Annotated in this window: 20 protein-coding genes; 16 read left to right on the top strand and 4 right to left on the bottom strand. The window is 70.1% G+C overall.

The window, feature by feature from the left end; all coding sequences use genetic code 11:
• Positions 1–256 precede the first annotated feature (256 nt).
• Positions 257–1,264, top strand: coding sequence for a GTP 3',8-cyclase MoaA (gene moaA, locus QLQ12_RS11125; RefSeq protein WP_282759174.1), 1,008 nt, complete (start codon positions 257–259; stop codon positions 1,262–1,264).
• Between the two features lie 4 nt (positions 1,265–1,268).
• On the top strand, positions 1,269–1,520 hold the full coding sequence (locus QLQ12_RS11120; RefSeq protein WP_282759172.1) for a MoaD/ThiS family protein: 252 nt from the start codon (positions 1,269–1,271) through the stop codon (positions 1,518–1,520).
• 166 nt (positions 1,521–1,686) lie between these two features.
• Here QLQ12_RS11120 and QLQ12_RS11115 read toward each other — a convergent pair whose 3' ends face one another.
• The gene (locus tag QLQ12_RS11115; protein WP_282759170.1) at positions 1,687–2,937 is read right to left on the bottom strand and encodes a helix-turn-helix domain-containing protein; all 1,251 of its coding nucleotides are present in this window, start codon (positions 2,935–2,937) and stop codon (positions 1,687–1,689) included.
• A 167-nt stretch (positions 2,938–3,104) separates the two neighbouring features.
• Positions 3,105–3,404, bottom strand: a complete 300-nt coding sequence (locus QLQ12_RS11110; protein WP_282759169.1) for a LysR family transcriptional regulator — start codon at positions 3,402–3,404, stop codon at positions 3,105–3,107.
• A 248-nt stretch (positions 3,405–3,652) separates the two neighbouring features.
• Between QLQ12_RS11110 and QLQ12_RS11105 the strand changes: the two genes are divergently transcribed.
• The gene (locus tag QLQ12_RS11105; RefSeq protein ID WP_282759168.1) at positions 3,653–4,561 is read left to right on the top strand and encodes an ABC transporter ATP-binding protein; all 909 of its coding nucleotides are present in this window, start codon (positions 3,653–3,655) and stop codon (positions 4,559–4,561) included.
• Positions 4,558–5,358: an ABC transporter permease gene (locus tag QLQ12_RS11100; RefSeq protein WP_282759167.1), complete on the top strand. Its 801-nt coding sequence runs from the start codon at positions 4,558–4,560 to the stop codon at positions 5,356–5,358. Before QLQ12_RS11105 ends, QLQ12_RS11100 begins: the two co-directional genes overlap by 4 nt.
• Before the next feature lie 332 nt (positions 5,359–5,690).
• Here the strand turns inward: QLQ12_RS11100 and QLQ12_RS11095 are convergent, their stop codons facing one another.
• Positions 5,691–5,930 (bottom strand): LxmA leader domain family RiPP, encoded by a 240-nt coding sequence (locus tag QLQ12_RS11095; RefSeq protein ID WP_282759165.1) that lies wholly within the window; start codon positions 5,928–5,930, stop codon positions 5,691–5,693.
• Positions 5,931–6,109: 179 nt separating this feature from the next.
• On the opposite strand from QLQ12_RS11095, the gene QLQ12_RS11090 reads away from it, so the two are divergent.
• From QLQ12_RS11090 to QLQ12_RS11035, 12 genes are all read left to right on the top strand, one after another.
• Positions 6,110–6,736: a flavoprotein gene (locus QLQ12_RS11090; RefSeq protein ID WP_282759164.1), complete on the top strand. Its 627-nt coding sequence runs from the start codon at positions 6,110–6,112 to the stop codon at positions 6,734–6,736.
• Entirely contained in the window at positions 6,720–7,652 is a 933-nt protein-coding gene (locus QLQ12_RS11085; protein WP_282759162.1) for a hypothetical protein, read from the top strand. The genes QLQ12_RS11090 and QLQ12_RS11085 overlap by 17 nt, the downstream gene beginning before the upstream one ends.
• Positions 7,652–8,779, top strand: a complete 1,128-nt coding sequence (gene lxmK, locus QLQ12_RS11080) for a class V lanthionine synthetase subunit LxmK (protein WP_282759160.1) — start codon at positions 7,652–7,654, stop codon at positions 8,777–8,779. Before QLQ12_RS11085 ends, lxmK begins: the two co-directional genes overlap by 1 nt.
• The gene (locus tag QLQ12_RS11075) at positions 8,773–9,729 is read left to right on the top strand and encodes a T3SS effector HopA1 family protein (RefSeq protein ID WP_282759158.1); all 957 of its coding nucleotides are present in this window, start codon (positions 8,773–8,775) and stop codon (positions 9,727–9,729) included. Before lxmK ends, QLQ12_RS11075 begins: the two co-directional genes overlap by 7 nt.
• Entirely contained in the window at positions 9,722–10,465 is a 744-nt protein-coding gene (locus QLQ12_RS11070; protein WP_282759156.1) for a class I SAM-dependent methyltransferase, read from the top strand. The genes QLQ12_RS11075 and QLQ12_RS11070 overlap by 8 nt, the downstream gene beginning before the upstream one ends.
• Complete coding sequence (locus QLQ12_RS11065; protein WP_282759154.1) at positions 10,462–11,670, top strand: M16 family metallopeptidase; 1,209 nt, start codon at positions 10,462–10,464, stop codon at positions 11,668–11,670. The genes QLQ12_RS11070 and QLQ12_RS11065 overlap by 4 nt, the downstream gene beginning before the upstream one ends.
• Positions 11,667–12,812 (top strand): insulinase family protein, encoded by a 1,146-nt coding sequence (locus QLQ12_RS11060; RefSeq protein WP_282759152.1) that lies wholly within the window; start codon positions 11,667–11,669, stop codon positions 12,810–12,812. The genes QLQ12_RS11065 and QLQ12_RS11060 overlap by 4 nt, the downstream gene beginning before the upstream one ends.
• Positions 12,809–14,587 (top strand): ABC transporter ATP-binding protein, encoded by a 1,779-nt coding sequence (locus QLQ12_RS11055; protein WP_282759150.1) that lies wholly within the window; start codon positions 12,809–12,811, stop codon positions 14,585–14,587. Before QLQ12_RS11060 ends, QLQ12_RS11055 begins: the two co-directional genes overlap by 4 nt.
• Positions 14,584–15,087, top strand: coding sequence for a hypothetical protein (locus QLQ12_RS11050; RefSeq protein ID WP_282759149.1), 504 nt, complete (start codon positions 14,584–14,586; stop codon positions 15,085–15,087). The genes QLQ12_RS11055 and QLQ12_RS11050 overlap by 4 nt, the downstream gene beginning before the upstream one ends.
• A 178-nt stretch (positions 15,088–15,265) precedes the next feature.
• The gene (locus tag QLQ12_RS11045) at positions 15,266–15,442 is read left to right on the top strand and encodes a hypothetical protein (RefSeq protein ID WP_282759148.1); all 177 of its coding nucleotides are present in this window, start codon (positions 15,266–15,268) and stop codon (positions 15,440–15,442) included.
• Between the two features lie 233 nt (positions 15,443–15,675).
• Positions 15,676–17,037 carry a metallophosphoesterase gene (locus QLQ12_RS11040; protein WP_407651466.1) on the top strand — a complete coding sequence of 454 codons (1,362 nt, stop codon included), beginning with the start codon at positions 15,676–15,678 and terminating at the stop codon, positions 17,035–17,037.
• A 74-nt stretch (positions 17,038–17,111) separates the two neighbouring features.
• Positions 17,112–20,237 (top strand): UvrD-helicase domain-containing protein, encoded by a 3,126-nt coding sequence (locus QLQ12_RS11035; protein WP_407651457.1) that lies wholly within the window; start codon positions 17,112–17,114, stop codon positions 20,235–20,237.
• Here QLQ12_RS11035 and QLQ12_RS11030 read toward each other — a convergent pair.
• Positions 20,224–20,880 carry a prepilin peptidase gene (locus QLQ12_RS11030; protein ID WP_282759396.1) on the bottom strand — a complete coding sequence of 219 codons (657 nt, stop codon included), beginning with the start codon at positions 20,878–20,880 and terminating at the stop codon, positions 20,224–20,226. The genes QLQ12_RS11035 and QLQ12_RS11030 overlap by 14 nt on opposite strands.
• Positions 20,881–20,941: the final 61 nt, after the last annotated feature.

The following is a 20,941-nucleotide window of genomic DNA, read 5'->3' as shown; positions in this document are numbered from 1 at the left end:
CGCCGAGCCGCCCGGGGAGCCCGCGGCCGGGGAGCCCGCGGCCGGCGAGCCCGGCCGGTGGGCGGCGGCGGTCCGGCGGTCGCGATCGGGCATGAACGTTGTGCGCACGATCGTGGAAGAACGAGGCTCAACCGTCCGGATCGCGGGTGCGGGTTGTCCATTGGCCGATATGCCTAGGGGCGATCCGCGTGGCGAGCGGCTAGATTCGATCTGTGCGCATCCGCAGGACATCAGCCGAGTCGCCGAGGCGGCTCGCGTGACCGTGCTCGCCGACCGGTTCGGCCGCATCGCCACCGATCTCCGTGTCTCTCTCACGGACCGGTGCAACCTGCGCTGCACCTATTGCATGCCGGCCGAAGGCCTCGCCTGGATGCCGCAACCGCAGCAGCTCACCGATGACGAGGTGAAACGCCTCGTCCGCATCGCGGTCGAGCAACTGGGGGTCACCGAGGTCCGGTTCACCGGCGGCGAGCCCCTGATCCGGCGCGGCCTCGTGAGCATCATCGCGGAGGCCGCACGACTCGACCCGCGCCCCAAGCTCTCCGTCACCACCAACGGCATCGGCCTGGACCGGATCGCCGCGCCGCTCCGCGACGCCGGCCTCGATCGGGTGAACGTCTCACTCGACACGCTCGACCCCGCTCGGTTCCACACCCTCACCCTGCGCGACCGGCACGCCGATGTGCTGACGGGCCTGCGTGCCGCGGTGACAGCCGGCCTCACGCCCGTGAAGATCAATACCGTGCTGATGCGCGGGGTCAACGACGATGAGGCGCCGGCGCTGCTGCGGTTCGCTCTCGATCACGGTTACCAGCTCCGGTTCATCGAGCAGATGCCGCTCGACGCCCAGCACCAGTGGGACAGGCGTGAGATGGTCACCGCCGAGGAGATCCTGGCCGCGCTCGCGCCCTTCGGGCTCCAGCCCGACAATGTTTCACGTGGAACAGCGCCGGCCGAGACGTGGCTGATCCCCGGCCACGTCGACGCCGCCGGTGAGCCGGCCCGGGTGGGAGTCATCGCGAGTGTGACCCGGCCGTTCTGCGGCGACTGCGACCGCACCCGCCTCACCGCCGACGGCCAGGTGCGCAACTGCCTCTTCGCCACCGAGGAGAGCGACCTGCGGAAACTGCTCCGTGACGGCGCCACCGACTCGCAGATCGCCGACGCGTGGCGCGTTGCCATGTGGGGCAAGCGGGCTGGGCACGGTATCGACGACCCCGCCTTCCTCCAGCCCGTCCGCCCCATGTCCGCCATCGGAGGCTGATCCCGTGCCCGAACACGCGATCACGGTGCGCTACTTCGCCGGCGCCCGGGCTGCCGCGGGCACCGCAAGCGAGACGGTCAGCGCCGCGACGCTTGAGGAGTTGACCCAGCTCCTTGCCGACCGTCATGGCGAGCGGCTGTCTCTGGTCCTGAAAGCCGCCAGCTTCCTGGTCGACGGCCTGACTCGCCACGACCGCACGGAGCCGCTGCCCAACGGCGGCACTGTCGACATCCTGCCGCCCTTCGCCGGTGGCTGACGCCAACGACCGGCCCACTGAGGCGGCCGGCAGACCTGACCGGCCACGGCCCGCTCATGTTCGGCAGTGCCGCCTTGCCGGTCGGCCGGCGACCTCCGCACCCGCGAGTTCGGCAATGCCGCGGACGAGTCTGTTTGGCCGTGCCGCCGCAAACAGACACGGATTCTTACTGGCGGGCCGTCCCGGCGACCTCGCGCCAGATCTGCGCCGCCCGGCGGTAAGCGGCTGCGGACTCCGCGAGTTGTCCGGCCCGGCTCAACGTGGCGACCGCTTCCTCCTCGCGGCCGCACCGGCGCTGAGCCCGGCCGAGAGCCAGCACGAACCGGACCTTCTCAATGCCGGTCAGCGTCTCTTCATCGACGGTGGAGGCGATCTCCAGAGCTCGTTCCGGGTCACCCACAGCCAGCGCATACCGGACTTCGAGGCTCACTGACACGGTCGGGCCGTCACCGGCCTCGGATGCGGCGGTCGCTGCGCGGGCCGCCAGCATCGCCGGTTCGATCTCGGCGAGCCCGGCTTCGGCGTCGAGCAGGGCGGATGCCGCGGCCCGGGTGAAACGCGCCCACTCCCGCAGCGAGGTGCTCGGGTTCGCCAGCATCTCCCGCGCCGACTGGAGGTGGACAAGAGATTTCTCCACCTCCCCGAGGCGGGCCAGCGCCACGCTTGCCACCCAGTGCGCGCGCCCGGCGATGGCGCGGTTGCCGAGTTGGGACGCCATGGTGAGCATGCGCTCGATGATGCGCTCGACCTCGATGCTGCCGCCGGCATCGCTGAGCACCGAGGTGTGGACGGCGAGAAGCCGGACATGTTCCGGGCCGTTGACGAAGCTGGAGTCATCGATCTCCTGCTGCGCCGCTTCCACCTGCGTCAGCGCCTCGGCCAGCCGGCCCACGTCACGCGCGGCGCTGGCGAGAGCGATCCGGGTGCGCACCGCCGCTTCCGGCACGCCGACACGAACCGCCATCTCGACCAGTTCGGTCAGCAGCCGATATCGACCGTCCTGGTCGCCGCGCATCTCCAGAATGCGCTCCAGGCCGAGACCGTGGTGCAGCGCCTTGTCGGCTGATCCGTTCGCGAGAGCCGCACGGTAAGTCGTCGCCAGCCGTGTCTGCGCACCCTCCAGGTCGCCATGGTCGATGGCGCTGGAAGTGATCACATCCTCGGCGAGCCATGACCCGACCGCGGGCGAATCGGTGTGCAGGGGCACGTCGTCGACGAGAGTATTGAGCGGGACGCCGAGGACACCGGCGAGGTGGACGACGGTTTCCAGGGTGGGCACCCGGGAGCCCGACTCCAGCAGCGAGATGTAGGACTGGTTGACCGAGCCGACGGCGAGGTCGCGCTGAGACAGGCCCCGTTCGATTCGCATCCGTCGCAGCCGAAGCCCGAATTCGGGCTGCGGAACTCTCCGAACCATGGTGGCTACCTCGCGATTACACAGCAGTGCTGGTCATTAGTAAGTCATGGTAACAGTCCTCAAGGGACTTTCGGTCCATGACTCGAGAATCTCGATATAGATGACTGGCGGACGAGATCGGAGCCCTTGGACCGGCCGAACCAGGGCTTCCGACCCCATGGGCAGCCCTACTGGGGAAGCCTTCCGGCAGGAACCGCGGTGGAGTGTGCGGGCCGCTGGGACACGGTGTGCTTGATCCCGTTCATCAACGCCAGCACGGCCTTCACCGACGGCAGCATGATCGCGCCACTAGCGGTGATCGCGGTGCCGGTCGAGTTGCGGACGAACAGTTTCACCCCGAGTGCCTGCTCAAGGCACTGGATCTGGTAGCTGATCGCGGGCTGTGAGTAGCCCAGCGCTCGCGCCGCAAGATCCATCCTGCCGAACTTGGCCACCGTGACGAAGGCCTCGAGTTCGCGCTGGTTCATGTTTCCCCCCATGGGTGGTGGCCCCCGGCCACTGCCTCATCACTACAGTCATAAAGCTAAATCAACTTATGACTACGGTCAACCCTTGGGACGATGCTGACTGAAGACAGTGAATCTGATAGTCATCGCAGCGTCATATAGGAATTCTTGAAGCAGGCTTCGCCGACCCGCCTGCGGAGTGCTTCTCTTCAGACGAAGCAGCGCCTATCCGTCACACCAAGCGCCCAACCACTCCAGGAGGGAAGCCGATGTCAGAGGGACACATCGAAATATCCGGCCTGTCCAAGACCTACCGCGGCGTCCAGGCGGTCGACCGCCTGTCGTTCACCGCGGGACCTGGCCGTGTCACCGGCTTCCTCGGTCCCAACGGCGCCGGCAAGAGCACCACTCTGCGAATGCTGCTCGGCCTGGTGAGGCCCACCTCAGGCACCGCGACCATCGACGGCCGCCGCTACACGGACCTCCCGAACCCGGTCCGGCGGGTCGGTGCGGTGCTCGACGCCACCGCCGCCCATCAGGGCCGCACCGGGCGCAACCACCTCCGGGTCTACTGTGCCGCTGCCGGACTTCCGTACTCGCGGGCCGACGAGGTGCTGGAACTGGTCGGACTGAGCAATGCCGGCAACCGCAAGGTCAAGGGCTACTCGCTCGGTATGCGTCAGCGCCTCGGCATCGCCACCGCCATGCTCGGCGACCCCCGGGTCCTGATCCTCGACGAGCCCGCCAACGGCCTCGACCCTGAGGGCATCCACTGGATCCGCGGGTTCCTGCGCTCGCTGGCGGCCGAGGGGCGAACCGTCATGGTCTCCAGCCACCTGTTGACGGAGATGCAGTCGCTCGCCGACGACGTCGTGATCATCGCGGCGGGCCGGCTGGTGCGGCAGGGCACGGTGGCAGAGATACTCGCCACCGTCTCCCCGCAACGGCTGCGCATCCGGACCCCCCAGTCCGACGAGCTGATCTCCGTTCTGACGGCGCTCGGCGCCAGCGTCGAGGTCGCCGCCGGCGGGGCGATCCTCGTGGAGGGAGTGGACCGGGCCGCGGTCAGCCGCGCCGCCCTCCGCGCCCAGCTGGAGATCCACGAGATGGAGGCCAGCTCCCCCGACCTGGAACAGGCGTTCCTCGAACTCACCAGCGGAAAGGCGGCCATCCGATGAACCTCGTACGCAGCGAACTTGCCAAGATCCGGACAACGAACGTCTGGTGGATCCTCATTCTGATCGGGGTGCCCCTGTGGGCCGCCGCGATCTGGTCGGCCTGGCTCGCCGACCCCGCCGACGCGGGCACCACGACCGAGGTCCTCGGTGAGACGATCACCGCTCCCTCGACACCCGAGATCGTCGCCAACTTCTACACCAGCGGCCAGTACATCGGGTTGTTCTTCGTCTTCCTGCTCGGCGTGCTGCTGATGACCAACGAGGTGCAGCACAACACCGCCACCGCGACCTTCCTGTTCACCCCCCGCAGGACCGCCGTCGTCGCCGCCAAGATCGCGGCGGCCGCTCTGGTCGGTGTGCTCTGGTGGGCTGCCGGCACGGTCGTGAACATCGCTGTGGGTGCCGTGTTCCTGGCCGACAGGTGGGGTGGCGCGCACCTCGACGACCCCACGGTGTGGGCCGGCATCGCCCTCAACGGGGTGGCCTTCGCGCTCTGGGCCGTCTTCGGCGTCGGCCTCGGTGTGCTCATCCGCAGCCAGATCGGGGCCAGCCTGGCCGCGGCGGCGATCTACTTCATCGGTCCGCTGGCGGCGACGTTCGGGCTGTTCCTTCTGGTCAAGGTGGCCGGCGAGGGGGCGAAGACCATCATGGACTTCCTGCCGTACGGCGCCACGGCCGCGGTCACCGGAGGGTCCGACAGCATGCCGTACTGGCTCGCCGCCCTGGTGCTGCTCGGTTACGGCGCGGTCACCTCACTGCTCGGCACGACCCTGATCCGGCGACGCGACATCGCCTGAGAAAGGCCTCCCGGACTCCTGGGAGGACTAGTTCCATTCTTTGCGCGCTCGTGCTCCGTAGATCCTGCGGTACAGGATAGAGACGAGCCGGCCTTCGGCGGTGCTTCGGGACGAGTCCCGGAGCACCGCCTTTTTGTCATGCTGATCGCGCTGTTCCAGCTCCTGGGAGCAATTCTCTTCACCGGCTGTCCGGCCACCCTCGCCGTAGATCGCCCGCCCGCGTCATCGCTCTTTCGCCGAACGCGGACACCCCCAAAAAAAAGGCGTGCCCCGCGGTGAAGAATCACCGCGGGGCAGCGCACCTTGAAACTACCGGTAATGCGAGGAAACGGTCAGCAGACCTTCTTGATGGTCTTCTTCACGCCACCGGTCGACTGCGCGATCGTCTGGGCACAGCGCTGCGAGGAGGTCGCCGCCATCAGGGTGGCGCGGACCAGGATCGGGATCAGCGGGCTGACGGCGGGGCTGAAGGCCGGGGCGTTGGCGCCGGCGTCCATCAGCTCCAGCTCCTCCGCGGAGGTGTAGGCGGTGTAACCGTCGACGAGTTCCGCGTTGGTGAGGTTCTGCTCCATGGTGTTTCCTCTTTCTTTCCGCCGGGCTGGTGACTCCATCCCGTGCCCCAGAAAGATCGCATCCCGCAATGGTCCGCCGCTACCCTTCTCCAATTTTTTGAATACGCGCTGGACTATCCGACTTTCCACCCGACAGGATCAATCCCGAACCGGCACAGGTCGCACGGAAAGGAATCGGCATGGCAGCGCAGCACGCAACGAGCGATGAGCTGGCCGCACTATTGAAGCCACAGATCGGCTTTCGTCGGCTCCTCCTGGTGGGAACCGGCGCCCTCACCGTGACCCATCTTCCGTTCTGGGTGAACTGGATCAAAGAGTGCTACCCCGACGTCGAGGTCCGCGTGATGCTGACGCCGTCGGCGACCCGCTTCGTCACGGTCGACGCGCTGACCGCGCTGACCGGGCGGCCGGTCACCGTGGACTCCTGGACGCGGCTGCCCTCCTGGCCCGCTCCCCACCTGGAACTGGCCGACTGGCCGGACGCGATCCTGGTGCACCCGGCCGGCCTGCACTTCCTGGCCCGGCTCGCGCTCGGCCTCGCCGACACGCCGCTGCAACTGGCCCTTCAGCTCACCCCGGCCGTCATCGGGATCGCTCCGGCGCTTCCGCCCGGCCACGCCCACGGACCCGCCGCCGCCGCCCATCTCAAGACGCTGGCCGGCGATCACCGGATCGTGGTCGGCCCCACCGAACCGGCCGTCAGCGCCACCACCGGTGAGGAACACGACGGCGGCGTCACCCCGGTCCCCACCATGCTGCGACTGATGCAGCAGCGGGCGGAGGCGCGCCATGACGCCGGCCGTTGATCTCGAGTGGGGTCCGGCGGTCCTCACCGCCACCACCGGGTTGCGTCACGCCATCGTGCACCAGCCCAGTGCCGACACCGCACTGTGGTGGATACGGCCCGGTGTCATCGATGAGCCCATCGGAGCGCCGGTGGCGGCGCACCACCACCGGATCCTGGCCGGGGCGAGCACCGCCCGAGCACGGTTCGTGACACCCGAGCCGTACGGCGACGGTCTGCTCTACCGCACCGCCGCCCCCCTGACCGCCGCGTTCTGGCACGACGCCGGGCCCATGGTCCACGACCGCCTGGCCGCAGCGCTCACCGAAGTCGTCCACGGCCTGACCGGCCTGCACCGCCACCGCGTCGCGGATCCGCTCGCACCGGCGCCGGGCATCATCCGGCTGCTGCGCTGGCTCGACGGCCCGCACCGGGCCGGCCACGGCGACCGCCTGCACAGCCTCGCGCGTGAAATCTGGGGCGTGGCCGGCCTGGACCGGATCCGCGCTTGGGCGCGGGAGTCCTGTGGCGGTCCCGGCGTCCTGCTGCACGGCAACGTGTCTCTGGCTTCGATCCTGCCGAGCGTGTCGGGTGATCCACTGCCGGTGGAGATCCTCAGTGGAGCCGAGCTGACCAGTGGCGACCCGGCGTTCGACCTCGGCTGGCTGCTCGGCGAGCTGACGGAGCTCGCGTTCGTGGCCGGTGGACTCGACCGGAGCCGGGCGCCGGACCTGCGCACCGACCCGCTCGCCGGCCCGATCCTCCGGGCCGCCGCGGACCTCGACCCGGAGCTGGTCCATCGCGCCGTGGTCCTGCGGATCGTGACCCACATGCGCGACCACGCCGCCGCCATGCCCTGGGACAACGAACTGCACAAGTACACCCATCTCATCGGGACGCTGCTCGCCGTGGCGCCCGGCTATCCAGGGACCCACTGATGACCGACGTCACCGCCGCCATGGCCCTCGCCTTCACTCCGGAGTCACTCGACGAGCACCCGGAGGTGATCGGTTTCCTCCACCGGCTCGGCCTGGGCGAGATCGATATGAACACCGTGTCCGCGTTGGGTGGCAGGAATCCCAACTGGGCCGGCACCACCTCGACGGGGCACAGCGTCTTCATCAAGGAGCTGCCGGCCGTGGTTCCCACCGCTCTGCAGCGCACCCTCGCGTACGAGGAGGTGGCGCGCCGCGTTCCGCCCGGGTCACCACTGCGCTCGCCGGAACTGCTCGGCGCCGACGCCGACGCCGGACTGGTGGCCTTCCACCGCGTTCCCGGGGCACGTGCGATGAACGCCATCGCCGTCGCCGGCGAGCTCGAACCCGCCCTCTGCGTCCGGGCCGGTGCGGCGATCGGCGCCCTGCACGGCCTCGACGTGCCGTCCGGCACGGACGACAGCCCGCTGGAGATGCCACCACTGGCCTGGCTCACAGCGCTGCCGGTCGAGCTGCTCGGCGGCTACAGCATGGCGCAGTTGGCCGGCTGGCGACTCGTGCAGAACGACGCGGAGGTGGTGGCCGGCCTACACGCCTTACGGGCCGCCGAGGCCGCCGCACGCCGGGTCCCGGTGCACGGCGACTTGCGGATGGACCAGTTCTTCCTCGCCAACGACCAGCTGTACCTGTGCGACTGGGAGTACTTCCGTCTCGCCGACCCGGCACGCGACCTCGGCGCGTTCACCGGGGAGCTGGTCTTCCAGGCGCTCTATCTCGCGCTCTCGGACCGCCGGGCGGCCACCGTGGCCGGTGGTTCGGACGAGCTCGACCACACCGAGATCCACCGCCGCGCGACCGCCGGCCTGGACGTCGCGGGTGACCTGGTCCGCGCGTTCTGGGCCGGATACCGCGAGCACGCCCCCGCGGACGACCCGGACCTGGCCGCCCGGGCGTTCGGGTTCGCCGGCTGGCACATGTACGACCGGCTCATCACCTGGGGTGAGAACCACTCGCAGCTCAACCCGGTCGTCAAGGCGATCGCCGGGATCTGTCGCCGATTCCTGACCGACTCCGTGGCCACCGCACGGCTGTTCGGCGTCGCACTCGTCTCCGAGGAACTGACATGTTGATCAACCCCCGTCTCGCCGCGGCCGCCGACGCGATCGGCATCGCCGCGGACGGTCGCAGCGCCGAGGTCGCCGGCCTGGCCCTGCGCGCCGAGGACGCCCGGGAACTGCGCGGCACGCTCTCCCTCCACCTGTACCGGCACCTGCACGCCGGGGCGCGCCCTCCGGCCGCCGACGCGACGCTGATGCCACGCCGCCGGTACGGCACCCGGTTCGAGGCCGAGTTGCACGATCAGGTGCCGCACAGCCGTACCACGTCACACGGGTTGCTTCTCGAACTCGACGGCCAGGATCTGGTCGTCCGCCTGCCGGAGATCACCGCCCGGATCTCCCGCGACCGGTACGTGGGCCCCGGCGAGCCGCGAGTCGGCGAGATCGTGGAGGTGCTGCTCGACGCACGCCGTCCCCACGTCTCTCCGGGCTTCTACTACGTCATGGGCTCGCGGCGCCCGGTCCTCCCCGATGAGCGGGTACGGCGCCTGTTCGTCCACATCACCGATGCCCGGCACGCCCCGGCGATCTGGCGGGCCACCCTGCACCACCTGGAGCGGGCCGAGGTCGGGTACCACGCCAAGATCCTGTCGGACCCGGCCGCCTACCCGCGCCGCGACGCCCTCGTGGTGTACCTGACCGGGGCTCCGGCGCGTGCCGAGCAGGAGCTCGCCGAGGCGCTGGACGGGTTCGCCGGCATCGCTCCCGAGATCTCCGCCTTCACCGAGCAGTACCGGCCGGGGATCAGCGGAGCCGACGATCCCGACGACCCCCGGCCCGGACAGACCGGACTCAGTTTCGGCCAGCACCGCAGCACCGCTCTGGCCACGGCCCTGCTGCACCACGCGACCACCCCGGGAGCGGAATCTCGCGACGAGGTCATCGCGCGTGTGTTCCGCCAGGCCCGGATCGACCCGCTGTGCCCCGCGCGCAACCTGACCGAGGACCTGACCCATGTCTGAGCACGCCATCCCCTTCAGTGACGCCGTCGCCGGTTACTACGACGACATCTATCCCGACTTCGAGTCCGCCACGGTGATCAGCTTCCTGGAGTCCGCCGGCCATCCCCAGGGGAAGATCCTGGAACTGGGCATCGGCACCGGACGGATCGGGCTTCCGCTGGCCGAGCACGGTTACGACGTGCACGGCGTCGAGGCCTCACCGAAGATGCTGGAGATCCTGCGGGCCAAGCCGGGCGCCGAACGGATCACCCTGATCCCCGCCGACTTCACCACCCTGGACCTGGGCGCCGAGTTCGACGTGGTGCTGGCGCCGTTCAACGTGTTCTGTTGCGCGCTGACTCCGGAGGAGCAGGCGGCGACCATGCAGGCCATCGCCCGGCACCTGGCCCCCGGCGGTGTCGCGGTGCTGGAGACCTTCGATCCCGCCCCGTACCACGTGCAGACGGCCGCCGTCACCAACGTGAACCCGGTGGGCGACTCGGGGGTGCTGATCGAGAACATCCGCACCTTCCCCGCGGAACAGCTGATGGTGGTGGTGAACACCCTCCTGCGGGCCGGCTCCGACCCCGAGGTCAGCACCCTGCTGCAGCGTTACGTGTGGCCGAGCGAGCTCGACCTGCTCGCCGACGCGGCCGGGCTCGAACTGGTGGACCGGTACGGCGGCTGGGCGCGCCTGCCGTTCACCGGCACCGGCGGCCAGCAGATGTGCGTCTCGGTCTATCAGTCATCGCGATGACGACCGCGCTGATCTCCCCGATCCGCCCCTACGTGCGGGCGGACCCGCGCTGGCGGATCGCTGCGGTGTCCCTCGCGGTCGGCGCCGGCCACCGGGCTGACCGTGAGGGACACCGCGGACTCGCTCACCTGAGCGAGCACCTCGTCATGCGCCACCGCCCCACCGCACACGGACCTGATCTGTTCGCCTGGCTCGAGGGCGTCGGCGGGATCGCCGAAGCACATACCTGGCCGGATCACAGCGCGTTCACCCTGCTGGTTCCCCCGGCGGCGGTGGGTGAGGCGATCCAACGGTTCGCGGCCGCGATGCCCGGTCCGGCGGCGCAGCAGGTGATGGCGGAGGAGATCGACAAGATCGAAGAGGAGATCGACGCGCTCGGCCCCGGGCGTGGTTTCCCCTGGGGCCTCGCCGCGGCCGCTCTCTACGGCGGCGACCCGGTGCCGGCCGACGGATTCGGGCTGCGCGCCGACCTGCGCCGCCTGTCCGTCGAGCAGGTCTCCGTCCATCAGCGCGCCCACTACGTCCCGGTCAACTCCGCGCTCGCCGTGGTCGGTGACATCCGGCCCCGGCAGGTGCAACGGTTGATCGACCAGGTGTACGCGGGCTCGTCCGCGCCCCCGGCCCCCGGGGCCGCACCGGCGCCCCGGGCCGGCACGCGTACCGTGCGCAGGCCCGGCGAGCCGCCCGCCGTGCTGCTGGCGTACCCCATGCCGGACCTTCACCAGGATCCCGCGAGCTATCTCGCCACCGTGATGCTCACCGCCGTGGTGGCCCGGCGCGTCCAGGCCACCGTCCCGTCTCCCGTCCGGATCGGCTTCCGAGCCGGGATGTTCGGCGCCGCATTTCACGCTCGCCACGCCGACCTGGCCCTGGCGCACGTGCGCGGCGGCCCGGAAACCGCCCACAGCGCACTGCGGGGGTACGTGGACCGGGTCCTGCTGCAGGTCGGCGCCGGACCAGTGCACCGGTCCGAAATGGAGCGCGCGGCCGACACCCTGCGACTTCACCTGCTGGAAGATCTGGACGGCCCGGACGGGCACGCGAGCATGGCCGCACGCGCCGCGCTGCTGTGGCCGGCCGTCGGCCCACCGCACCACCTGACCGAGCAGATCCGAGTCCTCCCCCCGGACGCGGTGTCGCGGGCGGCGGAGCGGTTGACCGCCGGACCGGTCGCCGAGATCCGCGTCATCGGGAGCCCGCCGTGAGCTGGCAGACGGCCGCGGACACCCGGTTGGCGAACGGGCTGCGGATCGTGGTGCTGTCGGCGGACGCCACGCCGGTGGTGGAGTCCAGGCTCGTTCTGATCGCCACGGGCGGCCTGGACGCCGGGGACCTGATCCGCCGGTTGGACGTGACGGCGGCTCGTACCGTTCCCGGGCTCACCGTGACGGCGGAGTCCGTCGGCGACCTGCCGCTCGTGCTCGCCAGCTCGGTTCCGGACCGCTTCGAGGACGTCGCGCGGGCATTCGCCGGCATCCTCGCCGGGCATCCGCACCGGCCGGCCTCACCCGGGCGGGCCCGGACCGAGGGCCATCGGCGCGGGTTCTGGCGCGATGTGCTGTCGCGACGCCTCACCGGCCGATCCGCCGGTCCGGCGGAGGGGCCGCGCACGGCGCACATCCGCCCTCGCCCGTCGCTGCTGATCGTGGCCGGTCCGATCGACGCCGCCACGGCGATCCGCGCGGCCGGCCGTCATCTCGGCACGGTGCCCGCTGACGTCGTGCCGATCGCCCGTCCGCGGAGCCGGGTCCACCGGCCGGCGCCGCCACAGATCGTCGGCGATCCGGAAGCGGAGTACGCCACGATGCTGGCCACCGCCCCCGCGCCGTACCCCGGTGATCAGGATTTCGCGGCGGTGCTGATGGCCGCGGAACTCGTCGGGGGCGGCTCGCAGGCCCGGCTGCATCGTGCGCTGGGTCGCCGCTACCCGGGGGTCGTGAACGCCACCTGCACTGTCGAGCACGACGCTACCGGCGCCTGGCTCGCCCTGCGGATCGACGTCACAGGAGCCCGGGCCGACCTGCTCGCCGACGCCGCGCTGCATGCCCTCGGCACCGCGGTGCGACGCCCGCCGACGGCGGCGGAGTGGGCGACCGCGAAGGCCGGCGTCTTCCAGACGACGGTCGCCGCCCAGGCCGGTACGGCACAGACGGCGACGTCCTGTGCCCGGGCCGCCGCCTACGGTCTGCCGCCGGCGTTCTGGCTGAGCGTGCCGCGACAACTCCACCACCTGGGCGCCTCCGAGGTGGCGGCCGCGGCACGTCGATACCTGGCCCCCGAACACTTCACGACCGCCGTCCCGGGACTCACCAGCCGGCTCCACCCATGCGAAGGGAAAAGACGATGAAGAACGGACCTCCGGGCCCGTACCGCGCCAGCGCCCTCCGTGCCCTGCTGCGCTACGCCGTACCCCACAAGCTCGTCCTGCTGACGGCGCTCGGCCTCACCCTGGTCGGCAGCGTCCTGGCATTGGCACAACCACTGTTCACCGAGAAGATCATCACCAGGCTCGGTGCCGACGGTGAGGTGCGATGGCTGGCCGCCGGCCTGTTCGGCCTGGTGTTCCTGTCCCTGGCGCTGACCGCATGCGAGACCTGGCTCACCGAGCGCACCTCCGAGCGCATCGTGCTGGACGTGCGCCGAGGGCTGATCCGCCGCCTGATCCATCTCCGCATCGGCGAGCTCGACCGCTCCGAGCCGGCTGATCTCACCTCGCGGATCACCTCCGACAGCACGATGGTGCAGTACGCCGCCACCAGCGGTGCCATCAAGCTCGTCGACGGCGCGCTCCACCTGCTCACGTCGATCGTCATCATGGCGATCCTGAGTCCCTCCCTGCTGCTGGTCACCCTGGGCGTTCTCGTGATCGCCCTGGTCGCGGTGCTGGTCGCCTTCCCTCGCATGCGCGCCGCGGTGACCACTGGGCAGGAGGCGGTCGGAGCTCTGGGGGCCTCCATGGACCGGGCGCTCGGCGCCATCCGAACGGTCAAGGCCAGCAACGCCGAGCAACGCGAGATCGACCGAGCGGACCAGGCCGCTGAGCGCGCCTACGCCGCGGCTCTGACCGGGGCGCGTTACCAGGTCTTCGTCACCGTGGTCACCGCCCTGGCCCTGCAACTGTCCTTCCTGGCCGTGATCGGCATGGGCGGGGTCCTGGTCGCACAGCAGGACATCACCGTCGCGACGCTCATCGCGTTCCTGCTCTACCTCTTCAACCTGGGAACACCGGTGGTCGCGCTGATCGACGGCGCCACCAGCCTGCATCAGGGCCTCGGCGCCATGGTCCGCATCCAGGCGGTGGAGGACATGGAACTGGAGCGGCACGACGGGCCCGTCTGGGCCGCGACACGTTCCATGCCGGCGACCGTGACGTTCCATGACGTCAGCTTCGGATATCCGGGGCGGGGCAGCACCCTGTCCGGGATCTGCTTCACCGCCCGCGCCGGCGCGGTGACCGCGCTGGTCGGTCCCTCCGGCGCCGGTAAGACGACGGTGTTCTCCTTGATCGAGCGCTTCTACGAGCCGACCGCCGGGCGCATCACCCTGGACGGGGTGAGCATCGCCGGCCAGCCGCGCGAAGCCGTACGGCGGCGACTCGCCTATGTGGAGCAGGACACCCCGATGCTGGCGGGAACCTTCCGCGAGAACCTCACCTACGCGGCTCCCGACACCGACGCGGCCACCATCCTCCAGGTCCTGGAGCGCACTCAACTCCTCGACCTCGTCGCCGGGTTGCCGGACGGCCTGGACACCGACATCGGCGCCCGCGGTCTCGCGCTCTCCGGCGGCGAACGGCAGCGCCTCGCCGTCGCCCGGGCCTTGTTGCGCAAGCCGGACGTGCTGCTCCTGGACGAGATGACCTCGCATCTCGACACCCGCAGCGAAGTCGCCATGCGCGAGCTCGTGACCCAGGTCGCGCGTGAGTGCACCGTCATCCTGATCGCCCACCGTCTCGGCACCGTCACGATGGCCGACGAGATCGTCGTGCTGGACGCCGGCATGGTGCGCGCGGTGGGGTCCCATGATCAGTTGCTGCAAAATGACTCCCTCTATCAGGAGTTGGTTCGCACCCAACTGACACCTTCCGACACCGACATCGACGCGGGGAGCCTCGTACCGTGAATGACATCCAAGAACTGTCCGTCGACGTCACGGCGGAGGACGGGTGGGTCACCGTCACCGTGGCGGTGGGCGACGCGGTCTCCAGCGCGGTCGTGGAACGCGTCGGCGACCCGGCCATCGCCAAGAACGTGCCGATCGGCACCCGCAAAGCGGCGAATCTGAGAATGCTGGTGAACGACGAAGCGGCTCGGCTGCGCCCCGGCCCGGGACGCTTCGCACGAGGTTCGTACAAGGTGGCCGTCGTCCACGACTCGGTGACGTACCGGCTGCGGCCCAAGAGCCCGGACACCAGCCGGCTCACTCGTGACGGTGTGCGGCTGGGCGACTTCGAGCTCAAGTCGGACGGCAGCGTGAGCGTCGACTGGTTCGAGGAGAACCGCGACAGCGTGACTCCCACCGACGCCGCCATCGGATATGCGCTGGCCACCGCTTTCGGCACCGGAGCGCAGTTCTTCCTGCTGATGCTGTTCGACGTGGTCGGGGCGGCCGGACCGGACTGAGCCACGCCAGGCTCGTGCCGCCTGCACTTCCCCCGGCAGGCGGCACGACGGCGTGACGCGAGCGCATGGACCGCGGCGGGGTCTGTCATGGACTGTCGCCGGACGGACGCGCGAGCCCACTTTCAAAAAGATGATCTAGGGATGCGCCACTTCGACTCCGCCGAATATAACTATGCCCATGGAACAACACGGGGTGACCGAAAGCGTCCGCACGGTAAAACCAACCCGCCACCGCAGCCGGTGGAGACGATCCGTCATCGCCCTCACCTTCATAGGTGTGGCGCTCAGCCCGACCGCCGCCACCGCCGGCGAGATCACCCCCACCGTCACCGTCTCCATCGACTGGCCCTGGTGACACCGCGGCCCTTCACCCCGGCTCAGCGCCCGCTCCCTGTGAGCCGGGTTACAGTCGCGCCCCGATGAGCCGGGTGGCGGCCCACGTGGCACACCCATGCTGAGACACCGCTGAGTGCCGAGTCCGCCGTCGTACCGGGTCACGGCCGCTCGGGGACATCGAGTCGGGCAAGCTGGTGGCATGGGCACGTGAGTTGCCGGCTGGGGAGGGTTGGGTTGTTGCTGTTCTTCGCGGTGGTTCTGCTGATCATCGGTCTGATCCACTTCTATCTGTGGAAGCGGCTGGTCCGGGATCCGCTGCGGCCGGGCCGAGGGCGCCGGATCGGGACGGCTCTGGCCGTGCTGCTCTGCGCGCTCGCGCCGGTGACGCTGATCGGCGTGCGGGCCGGCTATGTCAAGTGGCTCTCGTGGCCCGGCTATCTGTGGATCGCCGTGATGTTCTACCTGCTGGTGACGCTTGCCGTCCTGGAGGTTCCGCGTGCGCTGGCGTTGCGTCTGTGGGCGGGCCCCGGGCGTACCGCCGCAAAGGCCCGAACCGGAACCGCCGGGACCGCCTCGTCCGGGCAGGGTGAATCCGGGCAGGGTGAAACGGTGCCGGCGAGCGCCGCGATCCCGATCGCCGACGCCGCGACCGGTCCGGTGGGTGGCGCGGCCACCGGTGCGCAGGCCGGCACGACGGCACCGGTCGTCACGGATGTCCCGCCGACCGTCCCGCCGTCTGTGGCCGGCGAGGGGCCGGCGGGCGAGCCGGAGCCCACCCCGGAGGAGAAGCGGGGGATCGAGCGGCGGCTGCTGCTGGCTCGCGGCTCGGCCATCTTCGCGGGCCTGACGGCGGCGGGCGTCACCGGTTACGGCGTGAAGACCGCTACGAGCGCGCCGCGGATCGATCGTTTCCAGATGCCGATGGCGAAGCTGCCGAGGGCGATGGACGGCACCCGCCTGGCGGTCGTCTCGGACATTCACATCGGCCCGCTGACCGGTGCGAACCATGCTCAGCGGATCGTCCAGGTGATCAACTCGGTGAACGCGGATCTGGTCTGCATCGTCGGTGACCTGGTCGACGGGAGCGTGGCTGAGCTGGGCCGGTTCGCGGCGCCGCTGGGTGGCATCGAGTCCCGGCACGGCGCGTTCTTCGTGACCGGCAACCATGAGTACTACTCCGGCCACGAGGAGTGGATCGCGGAGGTGGACCGGCTGGGCATCCGGCCGCTGCGCAACGAACGGGTGCCGATCAACGGCCTGGACCTGGCCGGGGTCAACGACCTGGCCGGGGAGCAGCAGGGTGACGCCCCCGATTTCGGCCGCGCGCTCGGCGACCGGGACACCAGCCGTCCGGTCGTGCTGATGGCCCATCAGCCGGTCGCGGCGAAGGAGGCTGCCGCCTTCGGGGTGGACCTCCAGGTCTCCGGCCACACCCATGGCGGTCAGATGGCTCCGTTCAACCTTCTCGTGAAGCTCCAGCAGCCGGTAGTCTCCGGTTTCGGGAAGGTGGACGGCGTGCCGGTCTACGTGACCAACGGCGCGGGATTCTGGGGTCCGCCTGTGCGGGTGGGCGCGCCCCCGCAGGTCACCGTCATCGAATTGCGCGCGACGTAACCCATCAAGATCGGTAAGTGTGTTTGAGCGTGGCGAAGCATGGCGGGACCGACGGCCGTGACAGGATGCGGAGTGTGGAGGTCAGCACGGATACATATGTCGCGGACCTGCACATTCATTCTCGCTACTCGCGGGCCTGCAGCCGTGATCTGACACTCCCCAACCTCGCGTGGTGGGCCCGGCGCAAAGGCATCGCCCTGCTCGGCACCGGTGACTTCACCCATCCGGCGTGGTTCGAGCATCTGAAGGAGAGCCTGGAGCCGGCCGAACCCGGCCTGTTCCGGCTCGCCGACGAGAAGCCGGTCACCAAGCGGCTGCCGGGTTCGCTGCGGGGCACCACGCCGGCGCGGTTCATGCTGAGCGTCGAGATCTCGACGATCTACAAGCGCGACGACAAGACCCGCAAGGTGCACCACCTGCTCTATGCCCCCGACTTCGAGTCGGTGGAGAAGATCAATACGGCGCTGTCCCGGATCGGCAACCTCACGGCGGACGGCCGGCCGATTCTCGGCCTGGATTCGCGGAACCTCCTGGAGATCACCCTGGAGGCGGGCGGCTACCTGGTCCCGGCGCACATCTGGACGCCGTGGTTCTCCGCTCTGGGCTCCAAGTCGGGTTTCGACGCGATCGCCGACTGTTACGCCGACCTGGCCGATCACATCACCGCGGTGGAGACCGGTCTCTCCTCCGACCCGGAGATGAACTGGCGCGTCTCCAGCCTGGACAGGTACCGCCTGGTCTCGAACTCGGACGCCCACTCGCCGGCCGCCCTGGCCCGCGAGGCGACCCTGTTCACCGGCGCCCCCGACTACTTCGCGGTGCGCGACGGCGCCGGCCTCGCCGGGACGCTCGAGTTCTTCCCGGAAGAGGGCAAGTACCACGCCGACGGCCACCGTGCCTGCGGCGTCAACTGGGAGCCGGCGAAGACCCGTGCGGCACACGGCCGCTGTCCGGAGTGCGGCCGGCCGCTGACGGTGGGCGTGCTGAGCCGGATCGAGGATCTGGCCGACCGGCCCCTGGGCTTCCACAAGGACGATCACGTCGAGCACCTGATCCAGCTGCACGAGATCATCGGCGAGATCCACGGCGTCGGGCCGAAATCGAAGACGGTCGAGGCGCAGCTCAATCATCTGGTCGCGACACTCGGCGCGGAGCTGGACATTCTGCGCAAGGTTCCGGTCGATGAGATCGGCAAGGCGGGCGGCGACGAGCTGCGCGAGGCGATCACCCGATTGCGGCGTGGCGACGTGCGGCGGGTCCCCGGCTACGACGGCGAGTACGGCGTGATCACCCTGTTCGACCCGGGTGAACTGCGTAATCGCAACAGCGCTCCCCAGGTGGAGACGCTCTTCGACTTCCCCGCCTCGACCGAGCCGCCGTCTCGTGCCAAGGCCGAGATGCCTGCCGCCAAGCCTCCGAAGCCCAAGCCGGTCCGGGAGAAGCCGGCTCCTCCGCCGCTGGCTCCGCCACCGAGCCCGCACGAGCCGTTCGAGCCGATGCTGGCCGGGATGGAAGAGGTCGGCACCGGCCTGCTGGACCGGTTGGACGCGATGCAGCGGGTGGCCGCCTCGGCGCCGGGTGGCCCGCTGCTGATCGTCGCCGGCCCGGGCACCGGCAAGACCCGCACGCTGACGCACCGGATCGCGTACCTCTGCGCTGAACTGGGTGTCTTCCCGGAGCGCTGTCTGGCGATCACGTTCACCCGGCGGGCCGCCGCGGAGTTGAAGGAGCGCCTGGAGGCGCTGCTCGGAGACGTGGCCGAGGACATCACCGTGGGCACGTTCCACTCGCTGGGCCTGACCGTGCTGAAGGAGAACGCGAAGGCGGCCGGGCTCGGCTCGGGCTGGCGCATCGCCGACGAGCAGGAGCAAGCGCAGGCCCGGGAGCAGGCGGGCGACGACGACGCGGCGTACCGGAAACTGCTGCGCCAGCAGGATCTGGTCGACCTGGACGATCTGATCAGCGTGCCGGTGGCGCTGCTGCGCGACGACCAGGCGCTGGTCGAGAGATACCGCCGGCGCTGGCAGTGGATCTTCGTGGACGAGTACCAGGACGTCGATGAGCTGCAGTACCAGTTGCTGCGTCTGCTCAGCCCGGCGAACGGCAACCTGTGCGCGATCGGCGACCCGGACCAGGCGATCTACTCGTTCCGTGGCGCCGACGTGCAGTACTTCCTGCGGTTCAACTCCGACTTCGTGGACGCCCGGCTGGTCCGGCTGACCCGCAACTACCGGTCGTCGGCGCCGATCCTGGCCGCCGCCGTGCAGGCCATCGCACCGTCGACGCTGGTCAGCGGGCGCCGGCTGGACCCGGCACGGCTCGACCCGGAGGCCGCGCTGGTGGGCCGGTACACCGCCCGCAGCGTCGCCGACGAGGCCGACTTCGTGGTCCGGACGATCGACGAGCTGGTCGGCGGTCTCTCGCACCGGTCGCTCGACTCGGGGCGGGTCGACTCCCGTGCCACCACGGCCGGCAACCTGTCGTTCTCGGACGTGGCGGTGCTTTACCGCACCGATGCGCAGTCCGGCCCGATCGTGGACGCGCTGTCGCGGGCCGGCATCCCGGTGCAGAAACGTTCACACAACCGGCTGCGGGACCGCCCCGGCGTCCAGCACATCGCCCGCGAGCTGCGGCACGCCGGAGGGCCGGCCGGCCCGCTGGCCGCCCGGGTCAAGGCTGCCGGGCAGTCGCTCGCCCAGCGATACGCGACGCCGACACTGGACGGCGATCAGATCGCGCCCGAGGACATCTGGACCGCCGCCGAGCTGCTGCGCCCCCTGGCCGAACGGATCGGCGACGACCTGCCGATGTTCCTTCAGCAGCTGGCGACCGGCGCCGAGGTGGACGCGCTCGACCCGCGTGCCGAGGCGGTCAACCTGCTCACTCTGCACGCGGCGAAAGGCCTGGAGTTCCCGGTCGTCTTCCTGGTCGGTTGTGAGGACAGCCTGCTGCCGTTGCGCTGGCCGGGCTCCACGCCGTCCGAGGAGGAGACCGCCGAGGAGCGGCGGCTGTTCTTCGTCGGCCTGACCCGGGCGCAGGATCGGCTCTACGTGAGCCACGCGGCGAAGCGGTTCCGGCACGGCAGTGAGCGGGAACAAAAGCCGACACCGTTCCTCGACGTGATCGATTCCGGACTTTTCGAGAAGCTGGGCGAAACTACCCAGACGCGCCCGAAGGACCGGCAACTCAGACTGTTGTAAGCGCTGTGCAGGCGCCGGCGAGCAGCGCCGGGCCGAACGGGATCGGCCGTGCCTGCCGCGTCACCAGCAACCAGGTGGCGATCGCGCCGTTGAGCAGATGGGCGGTGCCGAGACCGACGGCCACCGCCGGCCATCCCGCGAACCCGAGCAGGAACGCCAGTGCCGCGCCCAGTTTCACGTCGCCGAGGCCGAGCCCTTGCCCGGGCAGTAACGCGATCGCCAGATAGGTGGCGCCGACCAGCAGCCCGGCGAACACGGCCGGGACGATCCGGTCCGGCGCGATCAGGGCCAGTGGGATGCCGCCGACGAGCGCGAGCGTGCCGACCAGCCGGTCGGGCAGGCGCTGGCAGCCCAGGTCGATCATCGCCAGAAGGAGTCCGGGTATCACCGCGAGCAGGTGTACTGGCAACTGCGGCACCGGGCCGAGCGCGGCCGCCAGGAGTCCGGCGGCCAGCGCGGACGTCACCACCGGCCAGCGCCCGCCGGTGCAGCAGGCCGCTCCGGCGTGGATCCATCCGGCCGGTCCGGGTGGGAAGGGCCGGCCGCATCGGTGGCAACCGGTGCGGGCCGGCGATCCGTAGGGGACCGTCAGGCGGTAGCCGATCCGGGGCAGGAAGGCGCCGGCCGCGGCGCCGAAGAGCATTGACAAGATCACTAGTAGTGACGGCACGAAGGTGAAAGATATCCGAATGTCCGCCGCACGC

Origin of the sequence: Actinoplanes sandaracinus (assembly GCF_030009775.1) — a bacterium.
Classification (GTDB): domain Bacteria; phylum Actinomycetota; class Actinomycetes; order Mycobacteriales; family Micromonosporaceae; genus Actinoplanes; species Actinoplanes sandaracinus.
This window is presented reverse-complemented; position numbering and strand designations above follow the sequence as displayed.

Bases quoted from the DNA above. Each gene is read 5' to 3' on its own strand.
- QLQ12_RS11115 (WP_282759170.1), bottom strand. From the start codon at position 2,937: ATGGTTCGGAGAGTTCCGCAGCCCGAATTCGGGCTTCGGCTGCGACGG.
- QLQ12_RS11110 (WP_282759169.1), bottom strand. From the start codon at position 3,404: ATGAACCAGCGCGAACTCGAGGCCTTCGTCACGGTGGCCAAGTTCGGC.
- QLQ12_RS11105 (WP_282759168.1), top strand. From the start codon at position 3,653: ATGTCAGAGGGACACATCGAAATATCCGGCCTGTCCAAGACCTACCGC.
- QLQ12_RS11100 (WP_282759167.1), top strand. From the start codon at position 4,558: ATGAACCTCGTACGCAGCGAACTTGCCAAGATCCGGACAACGAACGTC.
- QLQ12_RS11095 (WP_282759165.1), bottom strand. From the start codon at position 5,930: ATGGAGCAGAACCTCACCAACGCGGAACTCGTCGACGGTTACACCGCC.
- QLQ12_RS11090 (WP_282759164.1), top strand. From the start codon at position 6,110: ATGGCAGCGCAGCACGCAACGAGCGATGAGCTGGCCGCACTATTGAAG.
- QLQ12_RS11085 (WP_282759162.1), top strand. From the start codon at position 6,720: ATGACGCCGGCCGTTGATCTCGAGTGGGGTCCGGCGGTCCTCACCGCC.
- lxmK (WP_282759160.1), top strand. From the start codon at position 7,652: ATGACCGACGTCACCGCCGCCATGGCCCTCGCCTTCACTCCGGAGTCA.
- QLQ12_RS11075 (WP_282759158.1), top strand. From the start codon at position 8,773: ATGTTGATCAACCCCCGTCTCGCCGCGGCCGCCGACGCGATCGGCATC.
- QLQ12_RS11070 (WP_282759156.1), top strand. From the start codon at position 9,722: ATGTCTGAGCACGCCATCCCCTTCAGTGACGCCGTCGCCGGTTACTAC.
- QLQ12_RS11065 (WP_282759154.1), top strand. From the start codon at position 10,462: ATGACGACCGCGCTGATCTCCCCGATCCGCCCCTACGTGCGGGCGGAC.
- QLQ12_RS11055 (WP_282759150.1), top strand. From the start codon at position 12,809: ATGAAGAACGGACCTCCGGGCCCGTACCGCGCCAGCGCCCTCCGTGCC.
- QLQ12_RS11045 (WP_282759148.1), top strand. From the start codon at position 15,266: ATGGAACAACACGGGGTGACCGAAAGCGTCCGCACGGTAAAACCAACC.
- QLQ12_RS11030 (WP_282759396.1), bottom strand. From the start codon at position 20,880: ATGCTCTTCGGCGCCGCGGCCGGCGCCTTCCTGCCCCGGATCGGCTAC.